Genomic DNA, 24,674 nt, shown 5'->3' on the forward strand with positions numbered 1-24,674 from the left:
GTCTAGCCGATGCACCCGGAGCGGCGCCAGCCCTCCCGGCCGGTTGCGGCGCGACCGTACTGTTCGAGCGTGACCCACCGGAACGATCTGTCCGCTCGCGCGCGCAGGACGATCTGCACGGCGGTTCCGTCTGCCGGTCGTGACCACCGGAGGAGGACTGCGCGATGAGCGCTGATCGTCAGGGGAATGCTCGGAACGCGCTCGGTAAGGTGGGCAGTCGGTTCGCCACGGAAATGACGGACCATCACCCCCGACGTCGGGCATTCGGAGACTGCACAATGGCGTCTCCCGGAGTGCCCGAGAATGATCCCCTGAGGAGTCTCGTGGAGACCTGGCCCGGAACCGCCTACCCGCTGGGCGCGACGTTCGATGGAAGCGGCACGAACTTCGCCCTGTTCAGCGAGATCGCCGAGCGTGTCGAGCTCTGCCTTTTCGACGAGGACGGGGCCGAGACGCGGGTCGACGTCCAGGAGTCTGACGCCTACGTGTGGCACTGCTACCTGCCCCAGGTGCAGCCGGGCCAGCGCTACGGCTTCCGGATCCACGGATCGTACGATCCCAACTCCGGCCACCGCTGCAACCCGAACAAGCTGCTGCTGGACCCTTACGCGAAGGCGATCTCGGGGGAGATCGATTGGGACCAGTCCCTTTTCTCGTACACCTTCGGCGATCCCAACTCGACGAACGACGAGGACTCGGCGTCGCACATGATGATGGGTGTCGTCATCAACCCGTTCTTCGACTGGGCAGGGGACCGCCGCCCGCGGACGTCCTACGACAGCACCGTGATCTACGAGGCCCATGTGAAGGGCCTCACCAAGACCCACCCCGACGTGCCGGAGGAGCTGCGCGGCACCTACGCCGGCGTCGCGCATCCCGCGGTGATCGACCACCTCAAGCACCTCGGTGTCTCGGCGATCGAGCTCATGCCCGTACACCAGTTCGTGAACGACTCGACCCTGATGGAGAAGGGCCTCTCGAACTACTGGGGCTACAACACGATCGGGTTCTTCGCTCCGCAGAACACCTATTCCTCCACGGGCGACCAGGGCCAGCAGGTCCAGGAGTTCAAGAGCATGGTGAAGGCGCTGCACGCGGCCGGCATCGAAGTCATCCTCGACGTCGTCTACAACCACACGGCGGAGGGCAACCACCTCGGCCCCACCTTGTCCTTCCGCGGGATCGACAACGAGGCGTACTACCGGCTGGTCGATGACGACCCGCGGTACTACATGGACTACACCGGCACGGGCAACACGCTGAACGTCCGCCACCCGCACGCGCTGCAGCTCATCATGGACTCGCTGCGCTACTGGGTCACCGAGATGCGCGTCGACGGCTTCCGCTTCGACCTCGCCTCTGCTCTGGCTCGCGAGTTCTACGACGTTGACCGGCTCTCGACCTTCTTCGAGCTGGTCCAGCAGGACCCGGTGGTCTCGCAGGTGAAGCTCATCGCAGAGCCGTGGGACGTCGGGCCCGGCGGCTACCAGGTGGGCAATTTCCCGCCCCAGTGGACGGAGTGGAACGGGAAGTACCGCGATACCGTCCGTGACTTCTGGCGGGGCGAGCCATCGACGCTGGGGGAGTTCGCTTCGCGCCTCACCGGCTCGGCCGACCTCTACGCGCACTCGGGCCGCTACCCGGTGGCCTCGATCAACTTCGTCACCGCGCACGACGGTTTTACCCTCCGCGATCTGGTCTCGTACAACGAGAAGCACAATGACGCGAACGGCGAGGACGGCAACGACGGCGAGTCGCACAATCGCTCCTGGAATCACGGGGTGGAGGGGCCGACCGACGATCCGCGGGTGCTCGCGCTCCGTGCGCGCCAGCAGCGCAACTTCCTCGCGACGATGCTGATCTCGCAGGGTGTGCCGATGATCCTGCACGGCGACGAGCTGGGCCGGACGCAGAACGGCAACAACAACACCTACGCCCAGGACAGCGAGCTGACCTGGATCGACTGGGCTCATGCGGACCGGCCGCTGCTGGAGTTCACTGCGGCTCTTATCCGCCTGCGGGCCGAGCACCCCACATTCCGGCGCATGCGCTTCTTCGACGGCCGGCCCGTGCTGCGCGGCGACGGCGAGCCCCTGCCCGACATTGTCTGGTTCACGGCTGCGGGCACCGAGATGTCGCCGTCGGATTGGGACTCGGGGCTCGGGCGCTCGGTCGGCATTTACCTCAACGGCAACGGGATCCGTGAGCGCGACCAGCGCGGGCGCCCCGTCACCGACGATAGCTTTCTGCTGTACTTCAACGCCGACGACGTCGACGTCGAGTTCTCGATCCCCAGCGACGAGTACGCGCTCGAGTGGAGTGTCCTCGTCGATACGGCCGGCACTGAGGCCGATTCGATCCCGCGCCCGGCGGGGGCAATGCTCACCGTTCAGGCGAAGTCGCTGGTTATCCTGCAGGAACACAGCACCCCCGAGCCCGAGGTCGATCACTCGGTCGCCGCGTCACTCGCGTCCCTCGCCGCGACCTCCGCCATCCCGATCGTCTCGTCGACGGGACCGACCAGCCCTCACGCCGAGTCCACGGACTCCGCGACTGCCCCCTCGACAGGAGCCTGACGTGCGTCTGCCCGCGTCCACCTACCGCCTCCAGATCCGGTCGGCGTTCGACCTCGACGACGCCGCGCGCGTCGCCGACTACGTGCGTGCGCTCGGAGCGGACTGGCTGTACTTCTCGCCGCTGCTGAGGGCCGAGCCCGGCTCGGACCACGGCTACGACGTGGTGGACCACACCGAGGTTGACCCGGACCGCGGCGGTGCAGCCGGGCTGGCGAACGCTTCGCGGGCGGCGCGGGTCGAGGGCCTCGGGGTCCTCATCGACATCGTGCCGAACCACATGGGCGTCGCAACTCCGAGTGAGAATTCGTGGTGGTGGGACCTGCTGAAGAACGGGACGTCCTCTCGCTACGCCGCCGCGTTCGACAGCGACTGGGAGGCGGGCGGAGGCAAGCTGCGCCTGCCGATCCTCGGCGACGGTGCGAGCGAGGGTGACAGCGACCTCGAGCTCGATGCGCTCGAGGTCGTCGGTGACGAGCTGCACTACTACGAGAACCGCCTGCCGATCGCGCCGGGGACCTCCAAGCCCGGCGATTCCGGCCGCACCGTGCACGAACGGCAGAGCTACGAGCTGGTCAACTGGCGCCGTGCCGATGCCGAGTTGAACTACCGCCGCTTCTTCGCGGTGAACACCCTCGCTGCGATAGCGGTCGAGCGCCCCGAGGTGTTCGACGCCTCGCACCGCGAAATCGTCCGCTGGTTCACCGAGGGACTTGCCGACGGTCTTCGCGTCGACCACCCGGACGGCCTGGCTGACCCGGGCGGATACCTCGACGACCTCGCCCATGCGATCGGCGGTGCCCCGGTTTGGGTCGAGAAGATCCTCGAGGGCGACGAGGAACTGCCGCCGCACTGGGCGACGGTAGGCACCACCGGATACGACGCCTTGGCCGACATCGACCGTATCTTGGTCGACCCCGACGCCCGTCCGGTGCTCGAGGGCTTGGACGCCGAACTCAGCGGCGGGGGTGCTCCCGTGGTGTGGTCGGACCTGATCCACGACACCAAGCGGGGCATCGCCGACGGGATTCTCCGCTCGGAGGTGTTGCGGCTCGCCCGCCTGCTGCCGCAGATCGAGGGGGCCGACGACGCTCTGGCCGAGCTTTTGGCGACCTACCCCGTGTACCGCAGCTACCTGCCCTACGGAGCGGAGCACCTGGAGCATGCCCGCGTCGATGCCGTACGCCGCCGCCCCGAGATCGCGTCGACCATCGACCAGGTCGCCTCGGCCCTCGGCGAGACCGGCACTCCCGTCTCCGTCCGCTTTCAGCAGACCTCCGGCATGGTGATGGCCAAGGGTGTCGAGGACACCGCCTTCTACCGCTACAGCCGCCTCACCTCGCTCAACGAGGTCGGAGCGGACCCGGACGAGTTCGCGATCGACCTGGTCGAGTTCCATCGCCGTCAGGCCGTACGCCAGGCCTCCTTCCCGGCCTCGCTGACCACTCTGTCGACGCACGACACGAAGCGCGGTGAGGACACCCGTGCCCGCATCACGGCGCTGGCGGAGGACCCGGAGGCCTGGGCCTCGACGCTGCGCGAGCTGCACGCCCTCGTCGGATTCGGCGACGGCCCGATCGAGCACCTGCTCTGGGAGGCCGTCGTCGGCACCTGGCCCGCGACCCGGGACCGCCTGCACGCCTACGCCGAGAAGGCGTCCCGCGAGGCCGACGACTCGACGCACTGGACCGCGCCGGACGAGGCGTTCGAGAAGCGGATGCATGCCGCGATCGACGCCGCGTTCGACGAGCCGGCCGTGCGCCGGCTCGTCGAGCAGAGCGTCGAGCGGGTCTCGGCCGCCGGCTGGTCGAACGGGCTTGCCGCCAAGCTCGTGCAGATCACGGCGCCGGGCATCCCGGACGTCTATCAGGGCAGCGAACTGTGGGAGACGTCCCTCGTCGATCCGGATAACCGCCGCGAGGTCGACTTCGGACAGCGCCGCGCGCTGCTCGAGCGGATCGACGGCGGCTGGCAGCCGGCGATCGACGCCGAGGGAGCTGCAAAGCTCCTCGTCACCTCCCGAGCCCTCCGACTCCGCCGCGACCGCCCGGAGCTGTTTACCCGATACGCAGCCGTGCCCGCGATCGGTCCCGCGGCCGAGCACGCGATCGCCTTCGACCGCGGCGGTGCCCTGACCATCGCGACCCGTCTTCCCGTGGGGCTCGCCTCCGCCGGGGGCTGGGGCGGAACCGTCGTTGTGCTTCCCGGTCACCCGATGGAGGACGTCCTCACCGGCCGCACCTTCGCGGGAGGCGTGACGTGCATAGCGAAGCTTCTCGGACAGTACCCCGTGGCCCTGCTGGCACCGGTCTCCTGACGCGTTCCGCCGCCAGTGGTTCCTCCGCCTCACCTCCGACCGCCTCGACACCCTTGGGAGAGAGCAGTGACCCCGACGACCTTCTACCGCTCTGCCCTGCCGACGACCGGACCGGAGCGCTTCGACGTCTGGGCACCCGAGGCCTCTACCGTCGAGCTTCTGCTCGGCAACGACTCGTCGCTGACCATGACCCGCCTCGGTGATGAGGGCTGGTGGCGGGCCCCCGCGTCGGCTCCCGCCACCGGTGAGGTCGACTACGGCTACCGCGTGGACGGCGGTGGACCGCTTCCGGATCCTCGTTCGCGCCGCCAGCCGCAGGGCGTGCACGAGCTCTCGCGCACGTTCGACCCCTCGGTGCACGAGTGGGGCGACTCCGCCTGGACGGGTCGCGAGCTGGCCGGCGCCGTCATCTACGAGCTGCACCTGGGCACGTTCACGCCCGAGGGCACACTGGATGCGGCGGCGGAGCGTTTCGAGCACCTGCGCTCGATCGGCGTCGACTTCATCGAGTTGCTGCCGGTCAACGCAGTGAACGGCACGCACAACTGGGGCTATGACGGCGTTCTCTGGTACGCCGTGCACGAGCCGTACGGCGGACCCGAGGCGTACCAGCGCTTCGTCGACGCCGCTCACCGCGCGGGACTCGGCGTCGTCCAGGACGTCGTCTACAACCACCTCGGTCCGAGCGGCAATTACCTCCCCGAGTTCGGCCCTTACCTCAAGAACGAGAAGGCCAATACCTGGGGCAGCTCGATCAACTTGGACGGTGAGGGCTCGGACACGGTCCGCGGCTACATCATCGACAACGCGCTGATGTGGCTCCGCGACTACCACGTCGATGCTCTGCGCTTGGACGCGGTGCATGCGCTCTCGGACGAGCGGGCTGTGCATGTGCTCGAGGAGATGGCCACCGAAGTGGCCGTGCTCTCCGCGCACGTCGGACGTCCTCTGACGCTGATCGCCGAGTCGGATCTGAATGACCCGAAGCTGATCACGCCGCGGGAGGCACACGGTTACGGGCTCGATGCGCAGTGGAGTGACGACTTCCACCACGCCGTGCACGTCGCGCTGACGGGGGAGACCACGGGCTACTACGAGGACTTCGCTCCGTTGGGCGCGCTCGCGAAGGTCCTGACCCGGGGCTTCTTCCACGACGGCACCCTCTCGACCTTCCGCGGCCGTCACCACGGCCGTCCGATCGACACCCAGCGCATGCCGACCTGGCGTCTCGTGGTGTGCAGCCAGAACCACGACCAGATCGGGAATCGTGCGGTCGGCGACCGCCTGACCGCGACGCTCGATGAGGGCCGTCTCGCGATCGCCGCCGCACTGACGCTGCTCGGCCCGTTCACGCCGATGCTCTTCATGGGTGAGGAGTGGGCGGCGTCGACCCCGTGGCAGTTCTTTACCTCGCACCCGGAGAAGGATCTGGGTGAGGCGACGGCGAAGGGTCGCATCGAGGAGTTCGCGAAGATGGGCTGGGACCCGGAGGTCGTGCCCGACCCGCAGGATCCGGAGACGTTCCTCCGCTCGCGCCTGAACTGGTCGGAGGCCCAGGAGGGGCGTCATGCCCGCATCTTGGACATGTACCGCGAGCTGGCGGCAATCCGCCGTCGCTTCCCCGAGCTGACGGACCCGCGCTTCGGCTCGCTCCGGGTGGAGTTCGACGAGCAGGCCCGTTGGCTGACTCTGGGCCGTGGACGGGTGAGCATCGCCATCAACGTGGGGGAGGCGGCCGCGCGCGTTCGCCTGCCCGAGGTGGCGGAGACGCTGCTCGCCGTCGGCGAGTACGCGGTGCAGGCCGGCGACACCGAAGTGGACCTCGGGGCCTCCTCGCTGCTGGTGACGCTCGGCGCCTGAGTGCTTCATGTCGTGGCCGCGGCGTACTCCGTCGCGGTCACGACGCGCACGCCCTCGTCGTGGACGAGCAGGAGCGCGCGCAACGGGATCGCCCTCCGGTGGCAGGCGGCTGCGAGGTACCGGGCGAGGACTCGATCGGTCTCGCCGAGGAACGCCCGCCCGGGCCGCTCAAGGGCGAAGGCGATCGAGCCCACGTCCTGGTGGGCGACGGCCTTCGCGAGTATGGCGACGATCCGCTCGGTCTTCTCCTCGTCGGGGTGCACGGGCAGCCCATCGACCGGGTAGAGGATCGGCAGCTGCACGCCGTCTCGATCGAGGAAGATCGGCCAGAGCGCGCGGCGGTAGGCGGGGCCGATCAGCGAGGAGACGCGCTCGCGCAGCTCGCGGTCGTTCAGGAGCGGTGCATCCAGGTGCGGCGCGGGAGCGGCGTGGTCGAGAGTCGTCATGGTGTCGCTTTCTGGTGGGTCGAGCGGGTGGTTCTGCTCAGTGGTCATCGGAAGTTGCGTGAGGTGGTGCGCGCGCCGACAGTGAGGGTTTCGAACCGGTCGGCGAGCAGGTTGGTCACTCCCTCGTCGGAGCGCTCGAGGATCCCCCTGACCAGCAGGGCGGGTGCCTCGCGTGCCACGCGTCGGTAGCGATTCCATACTCCGACGGAGCAGATCACATTGAGGATCCCGTGTTCGTCTTCGAGGTTGAGAAAGGTCACTCCGCCGGCTGTGGAGGGACGTTGACGGTGGATCACGACCCCGCCGACCTCGATCCGGGTGCCCGACGGGGTGCTGGGGAGGTCGGCTGAGGAGCGGGCTCCGCGCCGGACGAGTCCTTCGCGCAGGTGGCGCAGCGGGTGGTCATCCGGTGAGATCCCAGTGGCCCAGAAGTCGAAGACCACCCGCTCCTGCGCAGACAGCATCGGCAGCAGCGGGGGCTGAACAACGACCGTCGAGCCGGCGAGGAACTCCTCGCGGTCGCCCGCAGCGGTCCCCGCCTCCCAGAGCGCCTCCCTGCGCTGCAGCCCGAGCGAGTCGAAAGCGCCGGCAGCGCCCAGAGCCTCCAGCTGGGCGGCGGTCGTGCCGACCCGGCGCGAGAGGTCGGCCATGCTCGCGTAGGGCCCGCCGCGCCCGCGCTCGGCGACGATGTGTTCGGCGAGCGCAGCGCCGATGCCCTTCACACCGGCGAGTCCGAGCCGGATCACGAAGCCGCTGTCGCGTCGGTGGTCGTCCGTGTGGAAATGCTCGGAGCGCTCGAAGAGCCCTGTCGGTGGCTGGTCGGCACGGAGGCAGTCGTCGCTCCCAGAGGCGGCGCCGCCCCGTCGGCCTGCGGAGGCAACCTCCTTTGCCTCGAGTCCGGGCGGGGCCAGGGAGCGGTTGATGTCGGGCGAGGCGACCTCGACCCCGTGCCGCCGCGCATCGGCGACCAGGGTGTGCGGCGCGTAGAAGCCCATCGGCTGAGCCCTCAGCAGCGCGGCGGTGAAGGCGGCGGGGTAGTGCAGGCGGAGCCAGGCGCTGGCGTAGACCAGCAGGGCGAAGCTGATGGCGTGGCTTTCAGCGAAGCCGAAGTTCGCGAAGGCCTGGATCCGACGGTAGATGTCGTCGGCGACCTCGCCGGTGATCCCGTTGCGGGCCATCCCCTGGTAGAGCCGCTCGCGCAGGGTCTCGATCTTCTCGGTTCCGCGTTTGGAGCCCATCGCTCGGCGCAGCAGGTCGGCGTCCTCCGCGTTGCAGTCGCCAACCGCCACCGCCACCTGCATCAGCTGCTCCTGGAAGAGCGGCACGCCCAGAGTGCGCTTGAGCGGGGCGACGAGGAGGGGGTGCTGATAGGTCACCGGCTCCTCGTCGAGTTTGCGGCGGATGTAGGGGTGGACGGCACCGCCCTGAATGGGCCCGGGGCGGATGAGTGCCACCTCGATCACCAGATCGTAGAAGCGTCGCGGCTGCAGCCGGGGGAGGGTGCCCATCTGCGCACGGCTCTCGACCTGGAACACTCCGATCGAGTCGGCGCGGCAGAGCTGGTCGTAGACGCCCTTCTCCTCGCGCGGGATGGTCGAGAGGTCCCACTTCTCGCCGACGTGCTCGGCGATGAGGTCGAAGGTGTACTGCAGCGCGGCCAGCATTCCGAGCCCGAGCAGGTCGAACTTGACCAAGCCCATCCAGGCGCAGTCGTCCTTGTCCCACTGCAGAACCGTGCGATCCTCCATCCGCGCGGGCTCGATCGGGCAGACCTCGCCCACCGGGCGGTCGGTCAGCACCATGCCGCCGGAGTGGATGCCCAGGTGTCGGGGCGTGCCGAGTACCTGGGTAGTCAGCGCGACGACGTCCTCGGGAATGTCGTGATCAGTGCTCTCGGTGATCGAGCCCCACCGCTCGACCTGCTTCGACCAGCCGTCCTGCTGCCCGGCGCTGTAACCGAGCGCTTTGGCCATGTCGCGGACGGCGAATGTGGGCTGGTAGGTGATGACGTTGGCGACCTGAGCCGCGTTCAGCCGCCCGTACTTCCGGTAGACGTACTGGATCACCTCCTCCCGTCGCTCAGAGTCAAAGTCGACGTCGATGTCGGGCTCCTCGTCGCGGATGCTGGAGAGGAACCGCTCGAACGGCAGGTCGTAGAAGATCGAGTCGACCGCGGTGATCCCCAGGACGTAGCAGACCGCCGAGTTCGCTGCTGAGCCGCGGCCCTGGCAGAGGATCCCGTGGCGCTTGGCGTAGTGCACGATGTCGTGGACGATCAAGAAGTAGCCGGGGAAGTCCTTCTGCTCGATCACCGCGAGCTCCTTCTCGAGCCGGGCAAGGACGTCGGTGTCAGCGTGCGGGTACTTGGCCGGCGTCGCCTCCCGGACGAGCTCGCGCAGCCAGCTCATCGAGGTGTGCCCCTCGGGGACCTGCTGGCGGGGGAGTCGGGGACGGACACGACCGAGTTCGAAGGCGATCTCGTCGGCGATGCGCACCGTGTTCTCGACGGAGCCCGGGTAGCGGGCGAAGCGCGTGGCCATCTCTGCGCCGGAGCGCAGGTGGGCGCCGCCGGCCGCCGGCAGCCAGCCGTCCATCTCGTCGAGGCTCCGCCGTGCTCTGACCGCCGCGAGCGCTGTCTGGAGGGGGCGCTCCTCCGGCCGGGCGTAGTGCACGTTGCCGGTGGCGACCACCCGCAGACGCAGGCGCTCGGCGATGCCCGCCAGTTGGTCGTTGAAGCGCGAGGCGAGCGGATCACCGTGGTCGTAGAGTTCGACGAGGACGTTGGCGGGCCCGAAGAGCCGGACGAGCTCGCGAACCTCCCGCTCGGCTGCGGCCTCGCCCGAGGCGGCGAGCGCCTGGCGGACAGCTCCCTTGCGGCAGCCTGTGAGCACGATCCAGTGCCCGTCCGCCGCGCGGGCGAGTTCCTCGAGGTCGTAGCTCGGCTTGCCCTTCTCGGCTCCGGAGAGCTGGGCGGCGGTGATCGCGCGGGCGAGGCGGTGGTAGCCCTCCTCGCGACGGGCGAGGACGAGCAGGTGGGATCCCTCCGGGTCGGCGACGCCGTTCTGTGGCGAGGTGAGTCCGATCGAGAGCTCAGCCCCGAACGCCGTGCGGACGTCGTGGCCCTGGGCGGCCTCGGCCATTCTGACGATGCCGTACAGGCCGTCGTGGTCGGTAAGGGCGAGGGTGTCGATACCGAGCCGGACGGCCTCCTCGACCAGTTGCTCCGGTTTGCTCGCCCCGTCGAGGAAGCTGAAGTGGGAGTGGGCGTGCAGTTCGGCGTAGGGCACGGTGTGCGCCGGTGGGCGGACGTCGTCGCCTGGCACGTAGGCGGGCCTCTTGTGCGACCAGGCCGGGCTGTCGCCGCCGTCGCCGCGGACGACCATGCCGTCGGCACGTCTGCCGTTGGAGAGGCGGCGCTCGAACTCCGACCACGGGATCGGCGGGTTGTTCCAGCCCATCAGGGCTCCTTCGTGCTTGTGTGCGGATAAAGAGGAGAGGGCTGAGAGTCAGTCGTACCGGGCCTCGGCGGCCCAGACTCCGTCGAGGCAGAGCAGCAGCCAGGCGACTCCGGCGGCGTCGACCACCTGGAAGCGGTCGTAGCGGACGCTCGTGCCCGGGTCCCACCAGCGCTCGTCGATGGGCCACGGCCCGGCCCATCCCGCCAGGGGCTCCAGACGCGCCTGGGAGGTGCCGGGAGTGAAGTAGGCGGGTACGGAGCGGAGGGCTCCCCGCTCGTCGACCGAGACAGGCTCGCCTCGCGACCCCCGCACGAGCACCGCGACCGGCTCGACGAAGACGGTTGGCGGCAGCGGAGGCGGCAGCGAGCCCGGCCAAGGCAGGCCGGGCGGTCGTGCGTCCTCGGGCTCGCGGTCGCCCCACGGGATCAGGTGTTGACGGTCGCGCAGTGCACGCCCTCCTCCGATCGACGCGGTCATGACGGCCTCGTGCCCGAGCATGCTCTGCACGCGGCTCAGTCCGTGGTGCACGCGCTCCTCGGGGGCGGTGCCCCAGAGGCCCTGCTCGTGGTTCCCGATCGCGTCGACGGCCTCGGGCTCGACGCACAGGCGCGAGATTGGCGCTCCGAGCCCTGTGTCGATGGCCCCGCTGCCCTGGAGCTGCCAGCGCATCCGGTCGAGCACATCGCCCGGGGTGAACCAGCGCGGATGCAGCCAGCTCCGGGAGGAGACCTCGCCCCGCTCGCTGACGACCTCGATGCGGATGGCGGTCGCGACCAGGTGCGCGCGAGTGAGCCCGGCGACGAACTCCTCGGCGGGCACGCGGAAGGCGAAGGCGGCCTGGTCGATACGGTCCAGCGGCGGTTCGAAGTCCATCGCCCGGTCGAGCCGCTCGGGCGGCAGCCGCGGCACCACCGTCGCCGACTCGGCTCCGGCTGCAAGCAGGTGCGCCCGGGCCCCGTTGGGTCCGAACCGGGCCGCGACATCCTCGCGGGGGAGGGCGGCAAAGGCGCCGAGGGTGCGGACCCCGAGCTTGCGCAGCAGCGCGACCAGGTCGTCTCCGCGGTGGGGTACCCGGGCGGGAGCGGCGACGGCTTCGGTCTCGAGGGCGTCGAGAGGGAGTGGGGCGAGGAACGCGGCCGCCGCTTCGGCCGGGACGATCGCGACGGGGCAGCCGGAGTGCTTGGCGGCGAGTTCGGAGGCGAAGAGCCCATCGGCGATCCCGATGCGCGCGCCGGGCAGCCCCAGCTCGGTCAGCCGCTGCAGGATCGCCTCGGCTGCGCTCTGCTCGCTCCCGTAATAGCGGCGCGGCCCACGGGCGCGGATAGCGCAAAGGCCCGGTCGGATCAGCTGGACGCCCGGGGTGATCTCTTCGAGCGCCTGCATGAGCGGCTCGAACGCCCGGTGGTCGAGCACCGGGTCGTACGGCAGGACCGCGAGACCGGTGCAGCGGGACTGCGCCTCGCGCACGCGCATACCCCGGAGCACTCCCTCGGCGCGGGCAGAGGGGGAGGAGGCGAAGACGAGGCTCTTCTCGGTGAGGGCCAGGGGATGCTCGGCGCCGAGACCGGCATCGGCGGCGGCCGCGAGGAGGGGCCAGTCGGGGCACCAGACGAGGATCGTCCGCCGCAGCTCATGTGTGCTCTTCATCTCAGACCGCCCGTTCGCGCAGGCGGCCGTGCTCGCCCTGGGAGCCGAAGGCGTGCTCGAGGCTCGGAATGCTCATCCGCACCGTGCGGACCCGTGTGCCTGCGCGGCCGACCACGTCGACCATCGCCTCGCGCGAGCGGAGGTAGCCGTGACCGGCGCCGAGGCCCTCCCAGCGGCTGCTGCGGATGCTGAGCCGGGCCTCGGCCTGCGGCCACTCGCCGAGGACCACGAGCGCAGCTCCCCGCTGCCGTAGCCGTGCTCCGAGCCGTGAGACGTCTGCTGAGGAGATGGAGGCGGGCGGACGGGTGAGCACGACGGTCAGGACGTCGACCAGCGCGGCGGTGACGGTGAGCCAGTGCTCGGCCGGCGAGGGTACGAGCACGAGCCGCTCGAGGTCGATCCCCATGCCCGCCGCCGCCTCAGCCCCGAACTCGGGAACCCCCACGACGCCGCACCACGAGCCCTCGGCGGACGGGCCGGCGAGCAACCCCATTGCGAGGCTCATCGAGCCCTCGACCGAGTAGGCCGCACCCTGTTTGAGCGAGCCGCCGGGGAGCACGGAGGAGAACGCGGGCAATGTGGCGAGGCTCGTGGTTTCGAGCGTGGTCGCCTGCATCTCGCGGATTCGCGACTGCAGCTCCTTCACCGACGCGAGCTGTCGCAGAAGGGGCGCTGCGGCCGCGGCCGTCTCCGCGGAGACGAGGGGGGAAGGGGGGCTCATCTGCCCATGTTCGAACATGTGTTCGAGTATGTCAATCGCCACCGACATCCGCCGCGTCGGCTTCGAAACTGTGGAAAAGCGAGCGGGAGAACGCCCTGTGCAGGAGCGAATCATGGCCCGTCCCGGCAGTCTCGCACCCACCTCCGACATCCCCCGCACTGCCCCCTGGGCCGCGTCGCCGCGCGGAACCGCCTCCCCCCGCGCCCCTAGCATGGGACCCATGTTCGACGCCCTGCCCGACCCCGCCGACCCCGACATCACCGCCCCGGCCGCACCCCGCCAGCGGACCCTCGTGGTCAAGATGGGCTCCAGCTCGGTGACCAAGCAGTCCGGCCCCGACCCGGTCCTGCTCGCCAGTGCTCTCGAGAGCGCCTTCGCCGCCCGCGCCCTCGGCTGGGACGTCGTGCTCGTCTCCTCCGGCGCCGTCTCCTCCGGCCGCGCGCTCTTTGCCCGCGCGCAGGAGGAGCCGATCAGCGCGCGGCTGGCGGCGGCCGTGGGTCAGACCGTCCTGATGGGCTTCTACCGCTCAGTGGCCGAGCTGTCCGGGGCGCTGGTCGCGCAGATCCTGATCGGTGAGTCCGACCTCGCCTCGCCCCGGCAGATGTCGCACGTCGCGGAGGCGATCCGCCATGCGCTCGACGCCGGAGTCGTGCCGGTGGTCAACGGCAACGACACGATCGACTCCGCCGGCTCAGACAACGACGGCGTCGCGGGAGGGCTGGCGATGCTCCTCGGCGCCGATCTGCTACTGCTGCTCACCGACGTCCCCGGCGTCTTCGCCGGAAGCATTGCCGAGGGCGTGCACCTGGAGGAGCTGGGCATTTCAGAACTGCGCCGGATTGGCGTGCAGAAAGGCGGCACCGGCCGCGGAGGCATCCGCTCGAAGCTGCGGGCCGCCGAACTCGCCGCCCATAACGGCGTCTCGACCCGGATCGCCGGCGCCCGCACCCCCGAGGTCATCCTCGGCGCGCTGGGCGACCCCGGCCCCGGGACTGGCCCTGGCACCCTCGTCCGCGCCGTGCACGCGCATCCGCCCGTGGAGCAGCGCTGGATTTCCGGCGTGGCCACCGGCCGCGGCCGTGTCGAGATCAACCTCGAGGCCGAGCGGAGCATCGCCGCCGGCTCGAGCCTGTTCGCCTCGGGCATCAAGCGAGTCTCTGGCGATTTCGGCGGCGGTGACGTGATCGAGGTGCGCGCCCTGGGCGGCGAACTCCTCGCGCGCGGTGTGTCGCGGGTTTCCTCGCGCCTTCTGACACTGGTCCGCGCGCTCCGGGTTGACGAGATCGCCCGAGTCTTCGTGGCGGCCCTCGGTCAGGCGGCTTCGGTGTCGCCGTCCGCCGTCCCCGAGGCGGAGGGGCGGCCGCAGCTGACCCGTGCTCTCGAGTACGCGCGCACCCTCTCCTCCGAGCATGCGCGGGCGGTCGCGATGGAGATCGTCTCGCTCTTGCCCGCAGAGAGCATCTCGGCGCTGCTGGGTCAGGGTGCGGGGGAGCGCGAACTGGTCGCGCGCTACACGCGTCTCGTGCGCACGCTCGCCATTGTCGAGAACGAGAATCTCGCGGTCTTCCGCCCCTGACCGCACGCGACGCGCCATCTTTCAGTGCGTTTCGCGCCTTCGCATCATGATCGCCATTGCCGGGCGTCTTCCTGGTGAAGGTGCCACTCCTGGGTGCCCAACGGAACGGATGATCGATGAGCGTCCCCATTTCTACTGCCGACCACTCTCCCGAGTTCAGCATCTCGCACGAGAGCTTCCAGTCCGAGCGTCTCGCACGCCGGCTCGCGCTGCTCGAGACCTCGATCGCTGAGGGCGAGCGAGCCCTGCGGGACAAGACCGACCCGCGCAGCGGAGAGCCTCTGCCTGGAGCGTGCAAAGGGCACTGCGCGCAGTTGATCAGCAATCTGGCGACGGAGAGGGTCCTGGCCGAACACATCCGGGCGATGATCGCCGCTCGGAACTGACGCAGTGCGTACGGCAGCATGAAGTGATGGTCACCATCACCGTCGCCGGTCTCGCCCAGCACTTCCACCCCGCGGAGCGGGGCACGGTCCGCCTCGAGATCCGTCGCGAGTCGCGCTCGCGTGCTCAGGCACTCGCCGAGGTCACCGCTCTGCACGCGCGGGTCCGCGAGGAGGCCGCGGCCGAGCAAGCGTCCGGCGCCGCCACCTGGTGGTCCTCCGATCAGATCTCGGTCTCGTCGATCCGCCGGTACCTGAAGGACTCCGATGTCACCCAGCTCCTCCAGGTGGCGGCCGCCGGCGTCCGAGTGAAGTACCGCGATTTCGCGGCGCTCGGACGCTGGGTCGGCTCGATCTCCGAGGTGCCGGGGGTCCAGATCTTGGGGGTCGACTGGGACGTGACGGCGTTACGACGGGCAGGCATCGAGCGCGAGGTTCGCACCGCGGCCGTGCGTGATGCCCGCGAGAGGGCGGAGGCTTACGCTGCCGCCCTGGGGCTCTCCGAGGTGCGCGTGCTGACGCTGTTCGAGCCCGGGCTGCGTCCGCACACGCGCATCGAGGGCGGTTCGGCCTTGATGAGCCGCGCCGCGGCGTTTGTGTCGGCGGAGGAGGCTCTGACCCTCAAGCCCGAAGACATCGAGGTCTCGGCCTCCGTCTCGGCTGATTTCGAGGCTCACTGACGCGAGAGTCCGCTCCGATGCCGATGCGCGCGCCTTCCCGGGCGTCCGTGCCGGTCGCGGAACGCTGCACGCTCTCGGCGCCCAGCTATGCATCTGCTCCACGTCACCTCTCCTTCCTGCCCGTCCCGACGAGCACGCGACCACCATGCGAGTATTGAGGACTCCTCGGCGACGTCTGTCCCGGATTACCGGTGCTCGTGCGCGGGCCCGATGACCCGCACCGCGCGCGATGTTCTGCTCCAGACGATCGAACTCGCCAAGGCGGCGGAGGAGATCGGCCTCGACGGCGCCTACGTCCGCGTGTACCACTTCGCACTCCAGCTCGCCTCGCCGTTCCCGCTCCTGGGGGGCGATCGCCGCGCGCATCCGCCGCGTCGAGATCGACACCGGCGTCATCGACAGGCGCTACGAGACCCCGCTGTACATGGCCGAGGAAGCGGCCGCCACCGACCTCATCTCCGGCGGCAGGCTTGAACTCGGCGTGAGCCGGGGATCACCCGAGACGGCCCTGCGCGGCTCCGAGGCGTTCGGATTCGTCCCACCGGAGGGGATGACCGACGCCGGCTGGCCGGTGGGATCGCGCCAGGATCCCGACCACGTCGGACAGCCCCGCGACGATGTCCTCGCGGCTGAGCTGATCCATTACGCGCTCACCAGCGTCTCCGCCTCGATGAGGACATTGCGCCGGGCGAACTCTGCCGGGATCCGCGTCGCGTCCACCCGGGTGCGGACTGTGCCCGTGGGTGGCTGCCACGGCGCCGGTAGAAAGCGCGATGCATCGTCGATCCACTCGGCGCGAGGGAGGCCTTCCTCGTCGAGCCGGTAGGCGGCAACGGCCGCGAGTGCCGCACCCCAGCCCGCGTCGGCGAAGGGAGGGGGCTCGGCGAGCGTGAGACCGACCCGGAGAGCGGAGTGCACGTCGGCCAGATTGTCGGCGAGTTGGATGAGCTGCCGGTAGGCGGTCCTGACGTCGTCACGGTTCAGCGCGTCCGAGATGACCGCCCCAATTGTCGCCGCGTCTTTTCGGATCGTCGGCACAAGCACGATCGAGTGCTGAGTGTGGGAGAGCAGCCGCTCCAGCAGGTCCACCGAAGGCTGCCGCCGAGCGTTCTCGATGCGCGAGAGTGTGGCCTCGGCCACGTCCGACGCCTCGGAAAGCTCGCACTGGGACAAATGCGCTCCCCGGCGGGCGGAGCGCAGAAGTCGTGCTGCCGTCATCGTGGCCTCCTGGTTGACGAATGAGTCAATCCTAGCTCGGGAACGCTGCCCCGATCATGGAGGAGGGCGCGCGGGCGACGCCGAAACGACGAATCCCCCCGCCTCTCCGAAGAGAGACGAGGGGATCCGATCACTGTGTCCGAGGGGGGACTTGAACCCCCACGCCCTATACGGGCACTAGCACCTCAAGCTAGCGCGTCTGCCATTTCCGCCACCCGGACGAGTCGTGTTGCCGACCTGCGTTTCCGCGGCCGAAAAAGACATTAGCACGGTTCCGGAGCCTCGAAGGCCAGCGGCAGCCCACGTCATCCGAGCGCCGCCGGGCACGCGCCGGTAGCGTTGCCGGCATGCCAGACAGTGCCGATATGACCGACGCCACCCTCGATGAGACCGCGCTCATCGCGCGCGACCTCATCCGCTTCGACACCAGCAACTACGGCGACGGCAAGGCCGAGCCCGAGCGCCCGGCCGCCGAGTACGTTGCCGCGAAGCTGCGCGACCTCGGCCTCGAGCCGGAGCTGATCGACTCTGACCCGGGGCGCACCAGCGTCGTCGCGCGGGTCGCGGGGGAGGACAGTGAGCGCGGAGCCCTCGTCGTGCACGGGCACCTCGACGTGGTGCCGGCCATCGCGGACAACTGGAGCGTCGATCCGTTCGGCGGCGAGATCAAGGACGGCATGCTCTGGGGCCGCGGCGCCGTCGACATGAAGAACATGGACGCGATGATCCTCGCCTCGCTCGGCGACATCCTCCGCGAGGGTCGGCGTCCCTCCCGTGACCTCGTCATCGCGTTCTTCGCCGATGAGGAGGCCGGCGGCGTGCGGGGCTCGGGCTACCTGGCGCGCGAGCGGCCGGAGCTGTTCGCCGGAGCGACCGAGGCAATCAGCGAGGTCGGCGGCTATTCGATTGAGCTCGCCGGCAAGCGTGCCTATCTCGTCCAGACGGGGGAGAAGGCGCTGCTGTGGCTGACGCTCCGCGCGCACGGCACGGCCGGGCACGGCTCGCAGATCAACTCCGAGAACGCCGTCACCCGTCTCGCGCAGGCCATCGCTCGCATCGGCAGCGAGGAGTGGCCCACCCGCCTGACCAATACCACGCGCGAGCTGCTCGACGAGGTCGCGCGCCTGCTCGGGCACGACCCCCAGCGCAGCACTCCGGAGGAACTCGCGCTCGTCACCGGCACCGCCTCGCGTTTCATAGCGGCGACGCTGCGCACCACCGCGAATCCGTCGATGCTCTCGGCCGGCTACAAGGCCAACGTCATCCCGGACACGGCGGAGGCGACGATCGACGTGCGTGTCCTGCCGGGCGAGGAGGACGCAGTGCTCGAACGCCTGACGGTCCTCGCGGGCGAGCACGTCGAGATTCTGGTGCAGCACCGCGACATCGGGCTCGAGGTCCCCTTCGCCGGCCCCCTCGTCGAGAGCATGGCCGCCTCGTTGCGGCGGTTCGATCCGGGCGCCGAAGTCCTCCCGTACCTGCTCTCGGGCGGAACCGACAACAAGGCGCTCTCGACACTCGGGATCACCGGATACGGGTTCGCGCCACTCCAGCTCCCGTCATCCTTGGACTTCCCGGCGATGTTCCACGGGGTCGACGAGCGCGTCCCACTGGACGCACTAGTGTTTGGCAGGAAGGTCCTGACCGATCTCCTGCTGAGTTCCTGACGGCGCTCCGAGGGTCAGCACCCACCGACTCCGACCGCCTGCTGGCCGACGACGCCCCAGCCCTCTTCGAAAGTGACGCATGGGCCTGCTCGACGCGCTGATCCTGGGACTCGTCCAGGGTCTGACCGAATTCCTCCCGATCTCCTCCAGCGCCCACCTCCGGATCGTCAGCGAGCTGCTGCCCGGTCTCGGCGGGCGCGACACCGGCGCCGCGTTTACCGCGATCACGCAGCTGGGAACCGAGACCGCGGTCATCATTTACTTCTGGCGCGATATCGTGCGAATCGTGTCTGGCTGGGCGCGTTCGCTCGTCGGCCGGGTCCCGCGCACCGACCCCGATGCGCGGATGGGCTGGCTCATCATCCTGGGCAGCCTCCCGATCATCGTGCTCGGGCTCGTCTTCCAGGACGCGATCGAAACGACCCTCCGCTCGCTCTGGGTCGTCGCCACCACTCTGATCCTCTTCGGCGTCCTGCTCGGCATCGCCGACGCGGTCGGCGCGAAGAAGCGCCGCCTGCGCGACCTCGGCGTCCGCGACGGACTGATCTACGGGGGCGCGCAGGCGCTCGCCCTGATTCCGGGTGTTTCGCGCTCGGGTGGCACCATCACCGCCGGCCTCTTCCTCGGCTACGAGCGCAAAGCGGCGGCACGCTACTCCTTCCTCCTTGCGATCCCGGCGGTGTTCGGCAGCGGGCTCTACCAGCTGTACAAGAGCATCAGTGACCCGGAGGTGCTGCCGAACCAGGTCCAGGTCGGCGGGCTGGAGACCCTGGTCGCGACCATCGTGGCGTTCGTGGTCGGCTTCGTGGTGATCGCGTTCTTCATGAACTACATCTCGCGGCGCAGCTTCCTTCCCTTCGTCGTCTACCGCATCGTGCTCGGTGTCGTTCTGATGGTCGCGCTGGGCACCGGCCTCATCGCCGCCTAGATGCGCGCTTGGACTGCCCCCGACGTCCCTGCTCTGCCCGGCCGGGGCAGCGCCCCGCGCCTGCACGACACGGCGACCGCGCGCTCCGTCGAACTCGACGCGCCGGGAGGAGTGGCGAGCCTGTACGTCTGCGGCATCACGCCCTACGACGCGACCCACCTCGGCCACGCCGCCACCTACCTCGCCTTTGACACGGTGCAGCGCGTCTGGCTCGACGCCGGGTACACCGTCGAGTACGCGCAGAACGTCACCGACGTCGACGACCCGCTGCTCGAGCGGGCGAATGCCACCGGTGTCCACTGGCGCGAGCTGGCCGAGGAGCAGGTCGAGCTGTTTCGCGGCGACATGGCGGCACTGCGAGTACTTCCTCCGCAGCACTACGTGGGCGTCACCGAGACGGTAGCTCCGATGGCGGAGGCGGTCGCCCGCCTCGAGCGCGACGGCGTCGCCTACCGCGTCACGGCTCCGGATGCGGTCGCGGACGGCGCGAGCGACCTCTACTACGACATCGCCGCCGCCGAGAGCGCCGTCTGGCACCTGGGCAGCGCGAGCGGCCTCGATGCGGAGTCGATGGCGCGGTTCTCGGCGCAGCGCGGCGGCGACCCGGAGCGCGTCGGCAAACGCGATCCCCTCGATCCGCTGCTCTGGCGCGCCGAGCGTGCCGGCGAGCCGGCCTGGGACGCCGAGGTCGGCCGCGGGCGCCCGGGCTGGCACATCGAGTGCTCGGTGATCGCGCTGGACCGCCTCGGTCCCAACTTCACCCTGCAGGGCGGCGGGAGCGACCTGATCTTCCCGCACCACGAGTTCAGCGCCGGCCACGCGGCCTCGCTGTCCGGCCGCCCGCTCGCTCGCGCCTACGCGCACGCCGGGATGGTGGCCTATCAGGGCGAGAAGATGAGTAAGTCGCTGGGCAACCTGGTGCTGGTCTCGCGTCTGCGCAGCGAAGGAGTGGATCCGCGTGCCATCCGCCTCGCGCTGCTCGCGCACCACTACCGCTCCGACTGGGAGTGGCTGCCCGAGGACCTGCCGACGGCCCTGGCCCGCTTGGCCCGATGGGAGGCGGCGCTCACCGCCGAGGGCCCACACTCGGCCCTGGAGGTGCTCGCGCGCCTGCGTGAGGTGCTGGCCGACGACCTGGATACTCCGGCCGCGGTGGCCCTCGTCGACACCGCGCTGACGGACGGAGTGGACGACCCGTCGCTCCTGCGCGACGCCCTCGACGCCCTCCTCGGCGTCCGTCCAACCTGAGCGCGCGCGAGCCGGCCGAGGATCCTCGGGCCGGATCAGCGCGCTAGGGTCGCCAGGGCTCCTCGCCGGAGCGGCCGTCACCGCGGCGTCGGAGGTAGCGCTCGAACTCCTGCGCGATCGCCTCGCCGCTGGCCTCGGGGGAGTCGACCGTGTCGCGCGCCTGCTCGAGCTGGGCGATGTAGGCGGCCATCTCCTCGTCGTCGGCGGCGAGAGCGTCGATGCCGCGCTCCCACTCCTCCGCCTCCTCGACGAGGTCGCCGCGGGGGATCGCCAGGCCGACGACCTCTTCGAGCTTTTCGAGCAGCGCCAGCATCGCCTTGGGCGAAGGGGCGTTGTGCACATAGTGCGGGACGGACGCCCAGATCGACACGGCGGGAATACCCACCTTCTGCGCGGCCTCGCCGATCACACTGAGAATTCCGACCGGACCCTCGTAGCTGGAGCGCTCGAGCTCGAACGAAGTCCGCAACTCGCCGTTCTCACTCGACGCGAAGATCGAGATCGGACGGGTGTGTGGGACGTCCGCGAGCATCGCGCCGAGGAAGACCACCGCCGAGATATCAATCGCGAGCATGGCGTCGACGACCTCCGCGGCGAAGCTCTTCCAGCTGCGCGAGGGTTCGGTGCCGATCATGAGGTACAGGGCGCTCTCGGCGTCGACCGAGGTGTCGGCCGGGCCGAAGATCTGCGTGCCGGGCCAGGAGAGGCTGCGACGGCCATCCTCGCCGATCGAGAGCATGGGGCGGGTGTACTGGAAGTCGTAGTACTGCTCGGCGTCGACGGCGAAGAGGGGCACGTACTCCCCGGCGTCCTTGACCAGCCGCAGCGCGCCGCTCGCGGCGTCTCCGGCGTCGTTCCAGCCCTCGAAGGCCACGACCAGGACGTTCCCCGTGATCACGTTCATAGGCAGGATCTCCGCGTTCGGCTCGATGTCCGGGCAGCGCACATCGCGCCTGACCCGTCCGTCCAGGATAGGACCCGCCTCCACCCTGCCCGTCCCGGCCGGTGGGATCGGCCGCGCTGTTCGCTCTGGGCTCTCGATTCGCTCCAGGTTCGGAGTCGCTCGAGGTTCGGAGTCGCTCCGGGCTCTCGGCCCGGGCAGGCGAACGCACTGCCGGTACGATGGTCGCTCGTGACTCCCGAGACCTCCGCCCGGCCGCTGCCCTCCGAGCCGCTCGAGGAGGTCGGCGCTCTCGCCGCCGTCCTCTGGGACATGGACGGCACCCTCGTCGACACCGAGCCCTACTGGATGGCGTCCGAGCACGCTCTGGTCTCCTCGTTCGGCGGAGTGTGGACGCACGAGGACGCACTGGGCCTCGTCGGCTCCGGCCTGCCCGATGCTGCCCGGATCCTGCAGGGCAAGGGCGTCGACCTCTCCGTCGACGCGATCATCGACCGGATGACCGACGAGGTGATCGCGCAGCTCGCCGCGGGCATCCCGTGGCGGCCGGGAGCCCTCGAACTCCTTCGTGCCGTCGCGGACGCGGGAGTTCCGCAGGCCCTGGTCACGATGTCGATCTCGCGGATGGCCACCGCCGTCGTCGACCGGATCCCCTTCGTCGCCTTCGCGACCGTCGTCGGCGGCGACATGGTCGAGCGCAGCAAGCCCGACCCCGAGGCCTACCTCCTGGCCGCGAGCACGCTCGAGGTGGACATCACCGCGTGCGTTGCGATCGAGGATTCCCTCACCGGCCTCGGCGCCGCCGTCGCCTCCGGAGCCGCAGTGATCGGCGTCCCGCATCAACTCGCACTGGATCCCGCCGCCGCCTACACCCTCTGGCCCACCCTCGCGGGCCGCACCGTCGCGGACCTCGCCACGGTGTCCACCGAGCATCGCAGTTCCGACCCTGCCCTGACCGAGACGCAGGCTTGCCGATGACCGGTGAGGCGCTCCAGCATTCCGGCCCCTTCCGCGCAGGCGACCGAGTCCAGTTGACCGGACCGAAGGGGCGGATGAACACCATCACGCTCGTCCCCGGTGCGGTGTTCCACACCCACCGCGGCGGCATCGAGCACGACACCGTCATCGGGCTGCCCGACGGCTCCGTTGTGACCAACACGGTCGGAGTAGAGCACCTCGCGCTCCGGCCGCTCCTCGCCGACTTCGTGATGTCGATGCCCCGGGGAGCGGCGATCGTCTACCCGAAGGACGCCGCGCAGATCCTCGCGCTCGCCGACATCTTCCCCGGCGCCCGCGTGGTCGAGGCGGGCGTCGGCTCCGGCGCGCTCTCCCTCTGGCTGCTCCGGGCGGTCGGACCGACCGGTCAGCTCTCCTCGTTCGAACGGCGGGAGGAGTTCGCCGACGTCGCCCGCGCGAACATCGAGACGTTCCTCGGCTACACGCCCGACAACTGGAGCGTCACCGTCGGCGACCTCGTCGAGGCGCTGCCCGGGACGGTCGCCGCCGGTGAGGCCGACCGCGTCGTGCTGGACATGCTCGCCCCGTGGGAGTGCCTCGACGTCGCTGCCGAGACTCTCACGCCCGGGGGAGTGCTCCTGTGCTACGTGGCCACCGTGACCCAGCTCTCGCGGACGGCCGAGGCGATCCGCGCGTCGGGACTGTTCACCAACCCGGCGTCGAACGAGACGATGGTTCGCGGCTGGCACGTCGAGGGTCTGGCCGTCCGCCCCGATCACCGGATGATCGGCCACACCGGCTTCCTCATCACCGCCCGCCGCCTCGCTCCTGACACCGTTCTGCCCGAGCTCAAGCGGCGTCCGTCCAAGACGGACTTCAGCGACGAGGACGTCGAGGCCTGGACCCCCGGCGCGCTCGGCGAACGGGCCGTCAGCCGGAAGAGCCTGCGCAAGCGGGTCCGGGAGTCGGCCACCAGCGCCGAACTCTCCCGTGCCCGCGGCTTCGGTGAGGGGCCCGCGGAGCCCGACGATGAGGGCATCCTCTAAGCTGTTCCCGGCCTCCGGGCCGACTCCACCCGTGGCGTCATACTCCGGGCGTCACCGCTCCCCTTCTCTCGAATCGAGGACCCGTGCGCAGGACCACCGCGCTCATCGCTGGCATTGGAATCGTCGCCGCTCTCACTGGATGCACCCCGTCCTCCTCAACGGCGGACTGCGACGCTCCGTTCTCCTCCGGCGACTCGTCGGCCGCGGTCAAAGCCACGGGCGATTTCGGCGCCAAGCCTGATGTCAGCGTGCCGTCGCCACTCAAGGCCGATGGCAGCCAGGTCAGCACGCTGATCAAGGGCTCCGGCGCTCCCCTCGAGAAGGGCCAACTGGTCACCATCGACTACACCCTGGTCAACGGAGCGGACGGCACCGTCCTCGAGACCTCGCCCTACGACGGGTCGAGCACCGCCCGCTTCGGTGTCGGCGGGGCCGGACTCACCGGCCTCAACGAGGGCCTGCTCTGCACCCAGGTCGGTTCACGGGTGGCCATCGCGATCGCCCCCGAGGACGGCTTCGGCCAGGCGGCCTCGCAGTTGGGCCTCGCTGCCGATGACACCCTGGTACTCGTCGCCGATGTCCGCGGCGCGTCTCTCGCCCGCGCGAACGGCTCCGCCCAGCCCGTTCCGGACGGTTTCCCCACCGTGACCCTCGGCGACGACGGACGACCCGGCCTCGCGAAGCCCTCCGGCGAGGCTCCGACCGACCTTCGCATCGCGCAGCTTAAGAAGGGCGAGGGCGACGTGGTCGCGGAGGGCGACCAGGTCGTCGTGGCCTACACCGGCTGGCAGTGGAGCGACGGGAAGGTGTTTGACTCCAGCTGGGAGAAGGGCGCACCGACGGTCTTCGCCGCGGCCGACGGATCGAGCACCCAGGGCGGAGTGATCGCCGGCTTCGCGAAGGCACTGATCGGCCAGCCTGTCGGCTCGCAGGTCATCGCGGTCATCCCTCCTGACCAGGGCTACGGCGACCAGGGTTCGCCCCAGGGCGGCATCCCCGGCGGTGCCACGCTGATCTTCGTCGCCGACATCCTCGGAAAGGTCTGACC

Annotated in this window: 18 protein-coding genes, 1 tRNA gene and 1 pseudogene; 13 read left to right on the forward strand and 7 right to left on the reverse strand. The window is 69.9% G+C overall.

What is annotated here, in order from left to right; all coding sequences use genetic code 11:
• The first annotated feature begins 323 nt into the window (after nt 1-323).
• The 3 genes from glgX to treZ all read left to right on the forward strand — a co-directional run bounded on the left by glgX (nt 324) and on the right by treZ (nt 6,750).
• Nucleotides 324-2,576: a glycogen debranching protein GlgX gene (glgX, locus tag C1O28_RS05855; RefSeq protein WP_097165978.1), complete on the forward strand. Its 2,253-nt coding sequence runs from the start codon at nt 324-326 to the stop codon at nt 2,574-2,576.
• Nucleotide 2,577: 1 nt separating this feature from the next.
• Nucleotides 2,578-4,890, forward strand: a complete 2,313-nt coding sequence (gene treY / locus C1O28_RS05860; RefSeq protein ID WP_097165977.1) for a malto-oligosyltrehalose synthase — start codon at nt 2,578-2,580, stop codon at nt 4,888-4,890.
• A 66-nt stretch (nt 4,891-4,956) separates the two neighbouring features.
• Entirely contained in the window at nt 4,957-6,750 is a 1,794-nt protein-coding gene (gene treZ, locus C1O28_RS05865) for a malto-oligosyltrehalose trehalohydrolase (RefSeq protein WP_243392030.1), read from the forward strand.
• 5 nt (nt 6,751-6,755) lie between these two features.
• Here the strand turns inward: treZ and C1O28_RS05870 are convergent, their stop codons facing one another.
• Genes C1O28_RS05870 through C1O28_RS05885 form a run of 4 tightly spaced genes read right to left on the reverse strand, consistent with a single transcriptional unit; the run spans nt 6,756 to nt 13,022 of the window.
• Nucleotides 6,756-7,244 carry a hypothetical protein gene (locus C1O28_RS05870; protein WP_127821455.1) on the reverse strand — a complete coding sequence of 163 codons (489 nt, stop codon included), beginning with the start codon at nt 7,242-7,244 and terminating at the stop codon, nt 6,756-6,758.
• Complete coding sequence (locus C1O28_RS05875) at nt 7,241-10,654, reverse strand: error-prone DNA polymerase (RefSeq protein WP_097165975.1); 3,414 nt, start codon at nt 10,652-10,654, stop codon at nt 7,241-7,243. Before C1O28_RS05875 ends, C1O28_RS05870 begins: the two co-directional genes overlap by 4 nt.
• Nucleotides 10,655-10,702: 48 nt before the next feature.
• A complete protein-coding gene (locus tag C1O28_RS05880) occupies nt 10,703-12,301 on the reverse strand; it encodes a DNA polymerase Y family protein (protein ID WP_097165974.1) in 1,599 nt (532 codons plus the stop codon).
• A 1-nt stretch (nt 12,302) separates the two neighbouring features.
• Complete coding sequence (locus tag C1O28_RS05885) at nt 12,303-13,022, reverse strand: hypothetical protein (RefSeq protein WP_237397980.1); 720 nt, start codon at nt 13,020-13,022, stop codon at nt 12,303-12,305.
• Between the two features lie 220 nt (nt 13,023-13,242).
• Between C1O28_RS05885 and proB the strand changes: the two genes are divergently transcribed.
• The 4 genes and pseudogenes from proB to C1O28_RS15600 all read left to right on the forward strand — a co-directional run.
• Nucleotides 13,243-14,598, forward strand: a complete 1,356-nt coding sequence (proB, locus tag C1O28_RS05890) for a glutamate 5-kinase (RefSeq protein ID WP_160487501.1) — start codon at nt 13,243-13,245, stop codon at nt 14,596-14,598.
• A 116-nt stretch (nt 14,599-14,714) separates the two neighbouring features.
• Nucleotides 14,715-14,984, forward strand: coding sequence for a hypothetical protein (locus tag C1O28_RS05895; protein ID WP_097165972.1), 270 nt, complete (start codon nt 14,715-14,717; stop codon nt 14,982-14,984).
• A gap of 26 nt (nt 14,985-15,010) precedes the next feature.
• On the forward strand, nt 15,011-15,661 hold the full coding sequence (locus C1O28_RS05900) for an SIMPL domain-containing protein (protein ID WP_097165971.1): 651 nt from the start codon (nt 15,011-15,013) through the stop codon (nt 15,659-15,661).
• 210 nt (nt 15,662-15,871) lie between these two features.
• Nucleotides 15,872-16,223, forward strand: a pseudogene (locus tag C1O28_RS15600) (LLM class flavin-dependent oxidoreductase); the annotation flags it as partial.
• Nucleotides 16,224-16,303: 80 nt separating this feature from the next.
• Here the strand turns inward: C1O28_RS15600 and C1O28_RS15605 are convergent.
• Entirely contained in the window at nt 16,304-16,879 is a 576-nt protein-coding gene (locus C1O28_RS15605; protein WP_097165970.1) for a helix-turn-helix domain-containing protein, read from the reverse strand.
• Nucleotides 16,880-17,015: 136 nt separating this feature from the next.
• Nucleotides 17,016-17,100: transfer RNA gene (locus tag C1O28_RS05915), tRNA-Leu, on the reverse strand.
• Between the two features lie 144 nt (nt 17,101-17,244).
• Between C1O28_RS05915 and C1O28_RS05920 the strand changes: the two genes are divergently transcribed.
• From C1O28_RS05920 to mshC, 3 genes are all read left to right on the forward strand, one after another.
• A complete protein-coding gene (locus C1O28_RS05920) occupies nt 17,245-18,546 on the forward strand; it encodes a M20/M25/M40 family metallo-hydrolase (protein ID WP_097165969.1) in 1,302 nt (433 codons plus the stop codon).
• A gap of 79 nt (nt 18,547-18,625) precedes the next feature.
• A complete protein-coding gene (locus C1O28_RS05925) occupies nt 18,626-19,474 on the forward strand; it encodes an undecaprenyl-diphosphate phosphatase (RefSeq protein ID WP_097165968.1) in 849 nt (282 codons plus the stop codon).
• Nucleotides 19,475-20,722 carry a cysteine--1-D-myo-inosityl 2-amino-2-deoxy-alpha-D-glucopyranoside ligase gene (gene mshC / locus C1O28_RS05930; protein WP_097165967.1) on the forward strand — a complete coding sequence of 416 codons (1,248 nt, stop codon included), beginning with the start codon at nt 19,475-19,477 and terminating at the stop codon, nt 20,720-20,722.
• Between the two features lie 43 nt (nt 20,723-20,765).
• Here mshC and C1O28_RS05935 read toward each other — a convergent pair whose 3' ends face one another.
• Nucleotides 20,766-21,626, reverse strand: a complete 861-nt coding sequence (locus C1O28_RS05935; protein ID WP_097166087.1) for a proteasome assembly chaperone family protein — start codon at nt 21,624-21,626, stop codon at nt 20,766-20,768.
• 255 nt (nt 21,627-21,881) lie between these two features.
• Between C1O28_RS05935 and C1O28_RS05940 the strand changes: the two genes are divergently transcribed.
• The 3 genes from C1O28_RS05940 to C1O28_RS05950 all read left to right on the forward strand — a co-directional run bounded on the left by C1O28_RS05940 (nt 21,882) and on the right by C1O28_RS05950 (nt 24,672).
• A complete protein-coding gene (locus C1O28_RS05940; RefSeq protein WP_258058648.1) occupies nt 21,882-22,601 on the forward strand; it encodes an HAD family hydrolase in 720 nt (239 codons plus the stop codon).
• Entirely contained in the window at nt 22,598-23,626 is a 1,029-nt protein-coding gene (locus C1O28_RS05945) for a tRNA (adenine-N1)-methyltransferase (protein ID WP_097165966.1), read from the forward strand. The genes C1O28_RS05940 and C1O28_RS05945 overlap by 4 nt, the downstream gene beginning before the upstream one ends.
• A gap of 83 nt (nt 23,627-23,709) precedes the next feature.
• A complete protein-coding gene (locus C1O28_RS05950; RefSeq protein WP_097165965.1) occupies nt 23,710-24,672 on the forward strand; it encodes an FKBP-type peptidyl-prolyl cis-trans isomerase in 963 nt (320 codons plus the stop codon).
• Nucleotides 24,673-24,674 lie beyond the last annotated feature (2 nt).

The sequence above is a fragment of the Rathayibacter rathayi genome, from assembly GCF_004011095.1.
Classification (GTDB): domain Bacteria; phylum Actinomycetota; class Actinomycetes; order Actinomycetales; family Microbacteriaceae; genus Rathayibacter; species Rathayibacter rathayi.